This is a genomic window from Paenibacillus phytohabitans (assembly GCF_013141775.1).
GTDB classification, from domain to species: domain Bacteria; phylum Bacillota; class Bacilli; order Paenibacillales; family Paenibacillaceae; genus Paenibacillus_AQ; species Paenibacillus_AQ phytohabitans.
Genome location: NZ_WHOB01000092.1, coordinates 1 through 13,493 on the forward strand (window position 1 = coordinate 1; position 13,493 = coordinate 13,493).

General features: G+C 53.9%; 9 protein-coding genes, 1 tRNA gene and 1 other annotated feature. Of the genes, 8 read left to right on the plus strand and 2 right to left on the minus strand.

The genetic code is table 11. The features are described 5' to 3' along the window. Positions 1–294: 294 nt before the first annotated feature. From GC101_RS31150 to GC101_RS31170, 5 genes are all read left to right on the plus strand, one after another. A complete protein-coding gene (locus GC101_RS31150; RefSeq protein WP_343049842.1) occupies positions 295–579 on the plus strand; it encodes an NfeD family protein in 285 nt (94 codons plus the stop codon). Then, positions 579–1,514 (plus strand): SPFH domain-containing protein, encoded by a 936-nt coding sequence (locus tag GC101_RS31155; RefSeq protein WP_152679743.1) that lies wholly within the window; start codon positions 579–581, stop codon positions 1,512–1,514. The genes GC101_RS31150 and GC101_RS31155 overlap by 1 nt, the downstream gene beginning before the upstream one ends. Positions 1,515–1,691: 177 nt before the next feature. Then, positions 1,692–2,150: a cupin domain-containing protein gene (locus tag GC101_RS31160; RefSeq protein ID WP_039297676.1), complete on the plus strand. Its 459-nt coding sequence runs from the start codon at positions 1,692–1,694 to the stop codon at positions 2,148–2,150. Between the two features lie 207 nt (positions 2,151–2,357). Further along, on the plus strand, positions 2,358–3,194 hold the full coding sequence (locus GC101_RS31165) for an aldo/keto reductase (protein WP_171720476.1): 837 nt from the start codon (positions 2,358–2,360) through the stop codon (positions 3,192–3,194). 390 nt (positions 3,195–3,584) lie between these two features. Next, a complete protein-coding gene (locus tag GC101_RS31170; protein WP_171720477.1) occupies positions 3,585–5,036 on the plus strand; it encodes a serine hydrolase domain-containing protein in 1,452 nt (483 codons plus the stop codon). A gap of 80 nt (positions 5,037–5,116) precedes the next feature. On the opposite strand, the gene asnB is transcribed toward GC101_RS31170, so the two are convergent. Continuing rightward, positions 5,117–6,961 carry an asparagine synthase (glutamine-hydrolyzing) gene (gene asnB / locus GC101_RS31175; protein WP_171720478.1) on the minus strand — a complete coding sequence of 615 codons (1,845 nt, stop codon included), beginning with the start codon at positions 6,959–6,961 and terminating at the stop codon, positions 5,117–5,119. Positions 6,962–7,109: 148 nt separating this feature from the next. On the opposite strand from asnB, the gene GC101_RS31180 reads away from it, so the two are divergent. After that, positions 7,110–7,466 carry a hypothetical protein gene (locus GC101_RS31180; RefSeq protein WP_039297666.1) on the plus strand — a complete coding sequence of 119 codons (357 nt, stop codon included), beginning with the start codon at positions 7,110–7,112 and terminating at the stop codon, positions 7,464–7,466. Positions 7,467–7,768: 302 nt separating this feature from the next. After that, positions 7,769–7,842: transfer RNA gene (locus GC101_RS31185), tRNA-Arg, on the plus strand. Between the two features lie 785 nt (positions 7,843–8,627). On the opposite strand, the gene GC101_RS31190 is transcribed toward GC101_RS31185, so the two are convergent. Further along, complete coding sequence (locus tag GC101_RS31190) at positions 8,628–10,637, minus strand: arginine--tRNA ligase (protein WP_246354600.1); 2,010 nt, start codon at positions 10,635–10,637, stop codon at positions 8,628–8,630. Between the two features lie 115 nt (positions 10,638–10,752). Next, positions 10,753–10,975 (minus strand) — a binding site (T-box leader). Between the two features lie 194 nt (positions 10,976–11,169). Between GC101_RS31190 and GC101_RS31195 the strand changes: the two genes are divergently transcribed. Beyond that, positions 11,170–13,493, plus strand: a 2,324-nt coding sequence (locus GC101_RS31195; protein ID WP_171720479.1) for a beta strand repeat-containing protein, incomplete at its 3' end; no start/stop codon positions are given.

Consider the following 13,493-nt stretch of genomic DNA (forward strand, 5'->3'; position numbering starts at 1 on the left):
TTATATTTAACCGGTGTTCATAAGCTTCCACAAGCTGAAATATAATGAAAGAGGCAGGCGGCTGTCCCGGTCAAATATATTTATGGAACGTGATGCCGTTTATTTCGTTATAGTAGTATATAGCGGAAGGTGGTGGATTCACCGATGGTTGTTTGGGTATTATGGTTGATTGCCGCTGGCGTCTTGTTTGTTGTAGAAATGTTTACGTTTACATTCTACCTATTATGGCTTAGTCTCGGAGCATTGGTTGCCGGCTTGGTCGCGCTTCTGCTCCCGGATGCATTATTGCTGCAAGTGTTGGCCGGTTCACTGGTGGCCTTGATCCTGACCGTTTTCACCAAACCCTTGGCAGCGAGATTACGCAATTCCAGGGGCTTCAAGGATACCGGTACCGATATTGTCGGCCGAAAGGGTCTGGTCGTCGAAGCGATTGAGCCCGGCCGTTACGGGCAGGTCAAGGTTGGCGGCGATACATGGAGTGCAACATCCACAGTGGCGCTGGGCAAGGATCAAGAGGTTATTGTTGTAAGAAGAGGCACCACAATTATCGAAGTAGAACGATGGGGGGATATGTACTGATGGAGTTAGCTATTATCGGAATTATTGTTGTTGTTGTCGTAGTATTTATCGCACTGACTATCAAGATTGTCCCGCAGCAACGAGTGGGGGTCGTGGAGCGTCTCGGTAAATTCAACCGCCTGCTTACACCGGGTCTGAATATTCTGATTCCGGTAATTGATCAGGTGCGGGTCTATCATGACCTGCGGATTCAACAGGCGAATGTACCGCCGCAGACGGTAATCACGAAGGATAACGTACAGGTACAGATCGACACGATTATTTTCTATCAAGTGGTAGGACCGGAAGAAGCAACTTACGGAATTTCCGATTATGTCTATGGTGTACGTAATATCTCTACTGCCACCATGCGCCAGATTATTGGTAAGCTGGAGCTGGATGAAACCTTGTCCGGCCGTGAAAAAATCTCCTCGGATATCCGTCTCGCGCTGGATGAAGCCACTGAGAAATGGGGCGTGCGGATTGAGCGTGTAGAAGTTATCGACATCAAGCCGCCGCTGGATATCCAGGAAGCGATGGACAAACAAATGAAGGCTGAGCGCAGCAAGCGTGCGATTGTACTGGAGGCGGAAGCCGCCAAACAGGATATGATCCTCCGCGCTGAAGGGGATAAGCAGAGTAAGATCCTGAAGGCTGAGGGGGATAAGGAAGCGCGTATCCGTCAGGCGGAAGGTCTCGGCCAGGCGCAGGAGCTGGAAGCCCTCGGCCAGGCCAAGGCGATCGAAGCGGTCGCGCAAGCCGAGAAGATGCGGATTGCCCTGATCGCCAGTGCAGGACTGGATGAAAGAGTGCTGGCTTATCAGTCCTTCGAAGCATTGACTGAAATCTCCAAGGGACCGGCGAACAAAGTGTTCCTGCCGACCAGTGCTGTTGAAACGCTTGGCAGTCTCGGAGCTATTGCAGAAGTATTCAAGGCGAGTAAGGACGGCAAATAAGCTCAGGACTATTTTACAATTGCGGCACATTCCGTTAAAGTTAAAAGCAAAACTAAGCCTATGCTTACGAAGCATGCTACACAAAACTAAGCCTATGCTTACGAAGCATGCAACGCAAAACTAAGCCTATGCTTACGAAGACAGTTTTGCTAAGCAAAACTTTAAGGAGAAGATACTGTGACGCAAAAAGAGATTTCACCGCTCGTAGAAACACTGGGGCTGCAGCCTCATGTTGAAGGCGGATGGTACAAGAGACTTTGGAATTCATCCTTCGAGATTCCCCAGGAGACTCTGGGCGGAAGCTATTCGGGGCCGCGTGCTTCAGCTTCCTCAATTTATTTCCTGCTTCATGCTGACGAGACTTCGGATTGGCACACTGTGCTGTCCTCCGAAATCTGGCTGTATCATTCCGGCAGTCCGATTGTGCTAAGCCTGGGCGGCAGCGGTGAACAGCCGGAGAACGTGACGGAAGTGATTCTGGGGCTGGACATCGCCGCAGGCCAGCAGCCGCAGGTAGTTATTCCTGCCGGAGTGTGGCAGGCAGCCCGTCCGCTGGGTGAAGAGCCGGTGCTGGTCTCCTGCATCGTATCACCGGAGTTCCACTTTGATGATTTCAAGCTGATTGACAAGAAATAAGGGCAGGAATGAAAATGGAGTACAGCCGGAGAATAGGCTGTACTCCATTTTTTATCCGAAGCAGCCAACGATGACCGGACATGTTTTTGCCACTTTTGGCGGCTTTGCTCCTATCTGTTATACTGATTCTGATTTTGGATGATTATGAAGGCGCTTTTAAGGTTAAGGATGCTTGATGAACTCAAATTAGGCTTGGAGGGTAAACATATGAGTCAATTAAACGCACCATTTACAGGCGGGCCTACCTTGAACGACGGAGTGACCATGCCCTGGCTGGGTCTTGGCGTATGGCAGACCAAGGATGGCGATGAAGTTATCCAGGCAGTGAAGGCTGCCGTGGAGACCGGGTACCGCAGCATTGATACGGCAGCCGGGTACAACAATGAAGAAGGCGTTGGACAAGCTATCCGTGAATGCGGGGTACCCCGTGAAGAGCTGTTTATTACCACTAAAGTGCGCAATCCTGATCAGGGCTATGAATCTACGCTGAAGGCTTTTGAAGTCAGCCGGAAGAAGCTGGGTCTGGAGCAGATTGATCTGTACCTAATTCACTGGCCGGTTGCCGGCAAATATAAAGAGACCTGGAAAGCACTGATTCATCTGCAAAAGGAAGGCCTGGTCAAATCGATCGGCGTCAGCAACTTCCAGACCCATCATCTGCAGGATATCATCGATGACAGCGGTGTGGTACCTGTGGTTGATCAGGTCGAGTTCCATCCGCTGCTAACCCAGCGCGAACTGCTGAAATATACACGGGAGCATGACATTCAGCTGGAAGCGTGGAGCCCGCTGATGCAGGGGAATCTCGACTTGCCGCTGCTTAAGGAGCTGGCGGAGCGGTACGGCAAGACTGTAGCGCAGATTGTCCTGCGCTGGGATCTGCAGCAGGGTGTGATCACGATTCCGAAATCCGTGCATGCGGAGCGGATCATCGAGAATGCCGGCTTCTTCGACTTCACCCTCAGCGATGACGATGTCAAGGCTATTGAGGACCTGAATCAGAATCACCGCTTCGGCCCGGACCCGGATAATTTCAATTTCTGAGGTTGAGATAGATTGAACAGAGGAATTATTAATAAAATTGATGTTAGCCGTAACTGCGGTGAATATTTGGACTTCCGGCCGCTGTTGTCCCCAGATTTCTTGATTGATACCGCTATTGGCGGTGGAAATCCGGGGACAAAGGCGGTCGCTAGCGCTCCTACAGTTCCAAAATTCCCCTCCGTACTTTCATCTTTTTATTGACTATCTCGGTTCAATCTATGGGTGGCGGCGTATAAGCCATGAATGCAAGAGCAGGCCCCTTTCACTTTCAGGTGGTCTGCTCTTTGCATTTGGCGACAACGCGCCAAACGACTTGGAATCAAAGCTCATCGACATCCGCTGCCCCGGCTTTTATGATGAGAATAGAAGGAACCAATGGGAGGGCGCACGTTGGAATTGATAAGAGATTATCCGGAGAAGCATGGATTGTCCTCGCAGGCTTTACGCCGTTTTTTCATGGAGGTCAGGGAACGGGGGCTTGAGGTTAACAGCTTCATGCTGCTGCAAGGCGGCAAGGTTACGGCAGAGTTCACCCGGATGCCTTACCGTCCGGATACCCCGCAGCTGCTTTATTCACTTAGCAAAAGCTTTACCTCTATAGCCATAGGCATTGCCTGGGACGAGGGATTGCTGCAGCTGGAGGATGCAGTGATCTCTTTTTTCCCGGACAAGCTGCCTGAGGTTGTGTCATCTAATCTGGCGCAAATGACAGTGCATCATCTGCTCTCCATGAATGCGGGCCATCATGAAGATATTTATCCTGCTGTAGTCAAGGAACAGGACTGGATCACCGCCTTCCTCGCCCAGCAGGTTGAGCATGAGCCGGGAAGTTATTACCGCTACAGTACCCCCTCCAGCTATATGCTGGCGGCCATCCTCGAACGGGTGACCGGGCAAAGTATGGTCGATTACCTGATGCCGCGTTTGTTCGGACCAATGGGTATCCCGAGACCATCCTGGGAGACTTGTCCGCAGGGAATCACGGCTGGCGGGATGGGACTCAGCCTGTCTACAGAAAGTGTAGCCAAGTTTGGCCTGCTGCTGCTGAATAAAGGTGTGTATAACGGGCGGAGAATTGTATCGGAGCAGTACATACAGCGGGCTACAAGTGAGCAGAGCGACAACCGGGCCGGAGCGCAGCGGATTGACTCGGCGCAGGGCTATGGTTACCAATTTCATCTGTGCCGGAGGGGCTGCTACCGGGGAGACGGATCTTTTGGACAGCTGTGTCTGGTGGCTCCGGAGCAGAATATAGTCATTGCTGTGGCGGCAAGCTTCGGGAGTATGAACCGGCTGCAGGTCTTGCTGGATCTGATTTTTGAGCATATTTTTGATACGCTTGGAGGCAGTCCGCTGCCGGATTCCGTGGATAACGCCGGTCTGCAGGAGCTATTGTCCGATTGGAGTACTTCAGCCTTACCTGTGGCGCAGCAGTCTTTTTCGGAGAAATGGCTTATGTATGGTCTCAGCGGTACATACCAGATCAGCAGCAATTCCCACGGGCTGCGGGAGATTTCTTTTACCAGGAATTACACGCTGCTTAAGCTTCGATTGGTGTATGACGATCAGCGGGATAATGTGCTGCCATTCGATTTCAGCCAAGCGGTATGGACGGAGGATGTGTTCAGCAAAGACCTCTCGTTACACCGGCAACAGGTAATCACTTACGCAAACTGGCTGGCTGAGGACACGCTGAAGCTTACGCTGTACTACATTGAGACTCCTTATGTTGTCACGTATACGATTATTTTTGGGGAAAACAAGCTGGAATTCCGTTTCAACATTAACGTTTCGCTTAATATTCCGGAGTATGCGGCTAAAGGCGAGCTTGTACTGGCTTAGTTTCATATAATGTGAAAAAAACATGCCCGCCTGAACGTATGCTATACGGTCTTGGCGGGCATGTTCACATCTATTTGGCATTAGCCGATGGAGACATTGTATTTCCGCAGCCACAGATCTACCTGGGCCAGATAAGCGAATAATTGCGGGCCGGACATCAGCTGGCCGAACCACGGCAGATTGCTGGAGGATTCCGGTGATGCGGCGATTTCCCGGATTTTGGCCGGATCAATCAGCGGAAGGATTGGCGAAGAAGGATCATCCAGTATACTCAGTACCTGTGAGCGCACCTTGTTGAGATAGGCAGGGTTATGCGTTTTAGGGTACGGGCTTTTTTTGCGGTAGAGCACATCGTCCGGCAGTACACCTTCGAGTGCTTTGCGCAGAATGCCTTTTTCACGGTTGCCTACGGTCTTGATCTCCCAGGGAATGTTGAATACATACTGCACCAGGCGGTGGTCACAATAAGGAACGCGTACCTCCAGGCCCACGCCCATGCTCATCCGGTCCTTGCGGTCCAGCAGCGTAGGCATGAAGCGGGTAATGTTGAGGTAGGACATGACGCGCATCTGCGCCTGTTTGCCGGTCTCACCGTCAAGCTTCGGCACCTCGGCCACGGCGTCGCTGTACCGGTCACCCAAATATTCCAGCGGACGTATCCACTCATTCATTTCCGGCGACAATAGACTGGCGCGCATTTTGGGTGCTACCGACCAGGGGAAGGTGCCGGAAGACAGCATCTCCTCACGGTGGAACCAGGGGTAGCCGCCGAAAATTTCATCCGCAGCTTCGCCGGAGATAGCGACAGTCGCCTTCTTTTTGATCTCCTGGCAGAATAAATAAAGTGATGAATCCACATCGGTCATCCCCGGCAAATCGCGGGAGTAGAGGGCGTTATCGAGCGCCGTTACCAGTTCAGGTGTATCAAAAGCAATAAAGTGATGGTTCGTATTCAGTTCATCGATCATCCGCTGAATCCAGGGGCCGTCGGCTCCGGGCTGGAAGGAATGGCTTTTGAAATGCTTGTCGTTGTCTACATAATCCACCGAGAAGGTATCAACCCGGCCTTGGCCGGTCCGGTTGTAATAATCTACGGCAAGCGCAGTTAAGGCGCTGGAGTCCAGTCCGCCGGAGAGCAGAGAGCAGACCGGAACATCGGAAACAAGCTGGCGCTCCAGCGTATCCTGGAGTAATTCCCGCACCCGGGCTGCCGTTTCATCCACGTTATCCGTGTGCTGGTCGCTCTCCAGCTTCCAATACGCGTAGGTACGGATACCGCTGCGGCTATAAATCATGGCATGACCTGGACGAAGCTCGAATATATCTTTGTATACACCATGTCCCGGTGTCCGGGCCGGACCGATAATGAAGATTTCGGCAAGGCCTTCCGGTCCAACCTTCGGCTGGACTTTGGGATGCTGCAGCAGCGCCTTCGGCTCAGACCCGAATACGAAGACATCGTCCACTTGGCTGTAGAACAAAGGCTTCACGCCCAGGCGGTCGCGGGCCAGGAAGACCTGATCGCGCAAGCTGTCCCAGACGGCAAAAGCGAAGATGCCATTCAGCTTCTCCGTGCAGTCCGGTCCCCATTCGATATAGGCATGCAGGAGTACCTCGGTATCGCATTCTGTGAGGAAATGATGGCCGCGCTGCTTTAGCTCTTTTTTGAGCTCAGGGGCATTATATAGCTCGCCGTTATACACAATTGCATACACCTTATCGTCATGGCGGGCAATCATCGGCTGTGCGCCGTTCTCGGGATCAATGACGCTGAGTCTGCGGTGTCCGAAGGCAATGGGTCCTGAAATCCAGGTTCCGGCTGCATCCGGTCCGCGGTTCGCTAAAGTTTCAGTCATTCTGACAAGCAGTTGCGAGTGCCCTGTAAGATCACCGCGCCACTGGACAAATCCGGTTATTCCGCACATGTTGGTTCATCCTCTCTTTTGTGCGATTGTTGTCTGTCCTTTCTTTTTTGCCAAGTAATACAGATATATGCCGAAGGAAGGGATAAAATGTATGTCCTTATCCGAACACTAGGGGAGAGGGAAATTTGCCAGGAGGGATGGATGACAAGTGTATTACATTAAAGACGCCAAAATCCGCAGAATGACCGAGTATGACGGAGCACCTTGCGCAGAGGTTGGCGTATTGCCTGGAGCTGTGGGCGATTCCGCACTTTTGGTGTATATTGTTGAGGACCGGCGTGAGGAGGGTTACGAAATTGTCCGTATTTTGACGAATGATGCGGACACCGCCACCGATTGGTTCGATAACAATCTGCATGATGCTTTCAAGGACGTGACGGTCAGCGGCTTCACCGGCAGCACCGTAATGAGTCCGGAGGATGAACGGTCCAAATTCCAGCGCGAGCTGCTGATCTTCGGAGAGCTGAAGAAGCAGCTGGGTGAGCATTTCAGGCAGTACTCTTGATTCCGGCGGGACCTCTTGCAACGAAGATTCGCTGCACAATCACTAACCAATAACCTATAGGATGGACCATAGAGCAGGAAGCTTGCCGCATTTAGGATGCGGGAGGCTTCTTTTTTGTTAGGGTTCGTGTATCAGGACATCTACTGGATCGCTCAGAAGTCGCCTGCACGGTGGAGTATAGGGGACCTCATTTGCCGGCTGGGAGAGTTTAGTCTTGATAAATTCTGTGAATCAGGTATAATAAATAACGTTGCATTAATACATATGATCTTTACAGCTTTAGGTTTCATGATTCTTCATTTGTCCCGGTAGCTCAGTTGGATAGAGCATGCGCCTTCTAAGCGCACGGTCGGGGGTTCGAATCCCTTCCGGGACGTCAAGTAACAGCCTTCCTTCGGGAAGGCTGTTTTGTTGTCCGGGGGGATGAGAACCCTAGGCGCCAGCCGGGGACGTTGGAGCATAAGCTTCGATAGGAACACATCGCAATCAGCCGAAGTGTGGCTGTATCCCTTCCGGGACGTCAAGTAACAGCCTTCCTTCGGGAAGGCTGTTTTGTTGTCCGGGGGGATGAGAAGCCGGGCGCCAGCGGGGACGTTGGAGGTTAAGCTTCGATAGAAATACATCGCAATCAGCCGAAGTGTGGCTGTATCCCTTCCGGGACGTCAAGTAACAGCCTTCCTTCGGGAAGGCTGTTTTGTTGTCCGGAGGATTACTTTGAAACGGGACCCTCACGTTTAGAAGCATCGTGTCGGACTGAGGTGATCTTATTTCGGCGGATCACATCATTTCGCAGTCCAGGCGGACTCAGATGCCGTTAACTAACCCGTTTCCCCTCATTTTGAGCTCCAAACTACAATATAAGGGCTCCTGAGTCCGCATCGTTCAGAAAAACAGATTTTTTCGCCAAATAGCGTCATCTGAGTCCGCATAGCTTAGCAGAAGACTTCATCTGCAGAGTGCAGACGATTTTCCTGGAAGTCCCTGCTGTCTAAGCATTCAAGTCACTCTTTGTACAGCGATCCGCTAGACTATTGTTACTCAAACCCCCGTTCGCCTACAGCAATCCCCCAAGTAAGCAACATCATTCTCCTAATGAGTACAGTTATCTACTATAAGCCCTACTTGACCTATGCGGGGCTCTGCACAGCTTCTCCCCCCAGCTTACATCCGCTCCGGCTTAGGCAGACCGAGTACATCCAGCGCCTCGCCTAAAATATCGGTGAAGCTCCGGGTTAGCCATAGACGGAAGGCTACGCTGGAAGCCTCTCCTTTGAGGATCGGGCAGGCGGAGTAGAAATTGCTGAACAGTACGGCCAGACTGTGCGCATAGTTACAGATCGTATTCGGAGTAAGCTCCCGGCTTGCCGTATATAGGGTGTCCTGCCAGAGGCTGAGCTGTCTCAGCAGGGAGAGCTCGGCTGCTTCAAGCTGCGGCGGAAAGAGCGGAAGGTCTCCATGTGCGCTGCTCCCGTCAAGCCCGCTGCTCGCGCTATGCTTGCTGCTCCCGTTATCCCCGTTATCCCCGCTATTCCCGTGCCCCCCATACTCCCGGCTCCCGCCATGCTCGTTACCGCCGCTATTCCCGGTACCGCTCTCCGCCAGGGCGCTGCCTTTACTGAGCACACGGCTTGCCCGGGCATAGGCATACATCAGATAAACGCCAGTGTTGCCGGAAATTTCCATGGCCTGTTTGAAGTCAAACACAATCTCTGTACCCAGATTGAAGCGCAGCAGATAGTAGCGGATGGCAGCGGTGGCGATGAGCCGGCTGGACAGGCCGTTTTTGTCGGAACGGGTAGCCTCGATGGAATGCTCCATAAGCCGGACCAGCTCGGTTACCTTGATGCCGATGCCCTGGCGTCCGGACATGGCGTAGGAGCTTTTGCCGGCGGAGGTATCAATACCAAGTTCAGCAGCGGAAGCCGGACTTAGCGAAACTACACCATAACTTACATGATGCAGCCGATCCGCCTGCTCGCTGTAGCCCAGTGCCTGGAAGGCCTGCTTAACCATCGCCTGCGGATACTCCTGTCTGTAGTCGATCACGTTCACGACCTTGTCGGCGCGTCCAAAAGGCAGCGTCTCACCCCTCAAGCCGGTCGTCCACAGCCCGCTGCCAAATTCGCTGTAGGCGAAGTCCTTGTCCAGGAGGCCGAATTTCCACAGATGATATGCGATATCCTTGGCCGTATAGGTCAAAATCCCGTTCGAGCGCACCAGCACCTTATCCTTCTGATGCTCCTCTTCTGTCTCCTGTGTCTCCTGTGCGCCAGTGCCAGCAGCGGATTGCTTCAGCACCCAGCAGCCGGCCAGCTTGCCTTCCTTCTCCTGAACGAACACATCTGTCTGCGACAAAAGGCCGAAGGCGGAAGACCAGAAGCCTTCTTTCAGAATACTGCTCTCCCAAACAAGCAGGTCGTAGTGAATGCCGAAGCTGCGCATCTCCTCCACATGCTCTTTTACAATCTGTCCGGCGACAAGGTTGCCAATCCAGGCGGTATTGCCATGCCCCTCTTCCAGCGCGTGAAGAATTTCGGTCCGTTTATTTACACTTTCAGGATGCTCCGCGTACTCCTTGTTGATCTCAGCGTAAATATCCCAGCAGTAATCTCCGAAACGGACATGCTCCCCGGCAAGCGGGACATTCAAGAGGCCGACTACAGTATCTGCAAGCTGATTGCCGAGATCATCCACGTAGTTGTGCACCTCAACGGTATGACCGGTTTTTCTCAAAATTCTAACCAGCGCATCTCCGATACAGGAGTTTCTCAGGTGCCCGATATGCATGGATTTGTTCGGGTTCACTGAGGTATGCTCTACAATAACCTTCTCACCGCCAGCCTGCGGAATTGCAAAATCAGTCGTGGCCCATACCTGCCAATCGATGTACATATTAATGAAACCCGGCGGCGCAACCTCGATTCTCTGCAGCAGTCCGTTAACGGAGCCCGATGACTTCAGCTCGGCGATGATCAGTTCTGCGATGACGGCCGGGGCTTTGCGCAGGGTACGGGCCAGCTGCATGGCTATATTGCTGGAGTAGTCTCCATGGTCCGCATTCGCCGGTTGCTCCAGAGCCACTTTTACCGCAGAGCTGCCGGGAATCCCCAGGTCTTCAGATACTTTGTGAATACATTGTTCCAGACTGTTCTTGATCAGCTGACTTAGCATTAACATGAGTAAATACCTCCTATATTTGTGAAAAGTGTAAGCGGCCGCTAAAGGCCGTAGGGTAGTGCAGAATTCTAAAAGACAAAGAATAGACGACAAAAAAAGCCTTCGTCTCAAAAGAGACGAGGCTTATGCGCTCGCGGTACCACTCTCGTTGCTGAACCTACAGTTCAACCACCTTACAGGTTAACGGTCTTTAGCCGGGGCTTCCTACTCTTAAGGTTCAGAAGTCCATCTCACGGGTGCGCTTCATAATCCTGATCTGTACCGGCTTACACTCTCCCGGCTCGCTGGGGACTAGGGTTCAGGGTCATTACTCTCCCGGTCATCGATTCAATATGATTTTTATCAGTATAGCGAATTTCTGGAAGAATGCAATAGCCGAATGTCAAGCGGAACCTTGTTGCCGGAAAATGCAACCCATAGCATCCGGTATTTGCAATAGATATCCGGCTTTGTCCACACCTCCAGTGATGGCTCGAATATAGTAAGTTGTTATCACTATTAAAATATTCGGAGAGGAGAACTCAAGATGAGCTTTTTATCTACAGGACCGATTGAAAATAATGCGGTAGGCGGGCTTAGACCTACCCAGCAGGTCACGGTCAAAATCGATAACCGAAGCGATACCATGTCTTCCTTGGTGACGGTAGAAGGTTACTATCTGGATGGAACCCGCACGCTATACGTCAGTGAAACGTTGAATGTACTGCCTAATCAGGTAGTGACAACCACGTATTATGCGGATCTGGATGCATTTGAGTTTATTTTTATCACTTCAGGAACCATTGATGAACATGTGCAAGTCTCAGTCTGGGGAAAAAATAGCTCAGGCGGCTTAGTAACGCCACACCGCCTGGTTTCTGCTGAACTTCTGGGAGTTACTACAGGAGTAACGGGCATCACAGGCGCGACCGGGGTTACGGGAGCGACGGGCACAGCTGGAGCGACCGGATTTACAGGTGCGACAGGCATAGCTGGCACGACCGGATTTACAGGTGTGACAGGCATAGCTGGCGCGACCGGATTTACAGGTGCGACGGGCACAGCTGGCGCGACTGGGGTTACCGGTGCGACCGGCAACACAGGTGCGACCGGGGTTACAGGTGCAACGGGCGTAGCTGGAGCGACCGGGGTTACAGGTGCAACGGGCGTAGCTGGAGCGACCGGGGTTACAGGAGCAACAGGCGTTGCAGGAGCGACTGGGGTTACAGGTGCGACGGGCGTAGCAGGCGCGACTGGGGTTACGGGTGCGACGGGCGAAGCTGGTGCGACTGGGGTTACGGGAGCAACAGGCACAGCAGGTGCGACTGGGGTTACAGGTGCGACGGGCGTAGCTGGAGCAACTGGGGTTACAGGAGCGACGGGCGAAGCAGGCGCGACTGGGGTTACAGGAGCGACGGGCATAGCTGGAGCGACCGGGGTTACGGGAGCGACGGGCAACACAGGTGCGACCGGGGTTACAGGTGCAACGGGCGTAGCTGGAGCGACCGGGGTTACAGGAGCAACAGGCGTAGCAGGCGCGACTGGGGTTACGGGTGCGACGGGCGAAGCAGGCGCAACTGGGGTTACGGGTGCGACGGGCGAAGTAGGCGCAACTGGGGTTACGGGAGCAACAGGCACAACTGGTGCGACCGGGGTTACAGGTGCGACAGGCATAGCTGGCGCAACCGGGGTTACAGGTGCGACGGGCATAGCAGGCGCAACCGGGGTTACAGGTGCGACAGGCACAGCCGGAGCGACTGGGGTTACAGGTGCGACGGGCGTAGCAGGAGCAACTGGGGTTACAGGTGCGACAGGCGTAGCAGGAGCGACCGGGGTTACGGGAGCGACGGGCGAAGCAGGCGCGACTGGGGTTACCGGTGCGACAGGCATAGCTGGAGCGACTGGGGTTACGGGTGCGACAGGCGAAGCCGGAGCAACTGGGGTTACGGGAGCAACAGGCACAACTGGTGCGACCGGGGTTACAGGAGCGACGGGCACAGCAGGAGCGACCGGGGTTACAGGTGCGACGGGCACAGCTGGAGCGACTGGGGTTACAGGTGCGACAGGCACAGCTGGCGCGACTGGGGTTACGGGAGCAACAGGCACAGCCGGAGCGACTGGGGTTACGGGTGCGACAGGCGAAGCAGGAGCGACTGGGGTTACAGGTGCGACGGGCAACACAGGAGCGACTGGAGTTACAGGTGCGACGGGCACAGCTGGCGCACCTGGGGTTACAGGAGCAACAGGCGTAGCTGGAGCGACTGGGGTTACAGGTGCGACGGGCAACACAGGAGCGACTGGAGTTACAGGTGCGACGGGCGAAGTAGGCGCAACTGGGGTTACGGGAGCAACAGGCACAACTGGTGCGACTGGGGTTACAGGTGCGACGGGCGTAGCAGGAGCGACCGGGGTTACGGGTGCGACAGGCGTAGCAGGAGCGACTGGGGTTATCGGTGCGACGGGCGAAGCAGGCGCGACTGGAGTTACAGGTGCGACGGGCATAGCAGGCGCAACTGGGGTTACAGGTGCGACGGGGATAGCAGGAGCGACTGGGGTTACAGGTGCGACGGGCGAAGCAGGCGCGACTGGGGTTACCGGTGCGACAGGCACAGCCGGAGCAACTGGGGTTACGGGAGCAACAGGCACAACTGGTGCGACCGGGGTTACAGGAGCAACAGGCGTAGCTGGAGCGACTGGGGTTACCGGTGCGACGGGCAACACAGGCGCGACTGGGGTTACGGGAGCAACAGGCGAAGCGGGAGCGACTGGGGTTACGGGAGCAACAGGCGTAGCTGGAGCGACCGGGGTTACAGGAGCAACAGGCGTAGCTGGAGCGACTGGGGTTACAGGTGCGACGGGCAACACAGGAGC

Excerpts from the sequence above, each read along its gene's own strand:
- GC101_RS31155 (WP_152679743.1), top strand. The coding sequence starts at position 579 with ATGGAGTTAGCTATTATCGGAATTATTGTTGTTGTTGTCGTAGTATTT.
- GC101_RS31165 (WP_171720476.1), top strand. The coding sequence starts at position 2,358 with ATGAGTCAATTAAACGCACCATTTACAGGCGGGCCTACCTTGAACGAC.
- asnB (WP_171720478.1), bottom strand. The coding sequence starts at position 6,961 with ATGTGCGGAATAACCGGATTTGTCCAGTGGCGCGGTGATCTTACAGGG.
- GC101_RS31190 (WP_246354600.1), bottom strand. The coding sequence starts at position 10,637 with ATGCTAAGTCAGCTGATCAAGAACAGTCTGGAACAATGTATTCACAAA.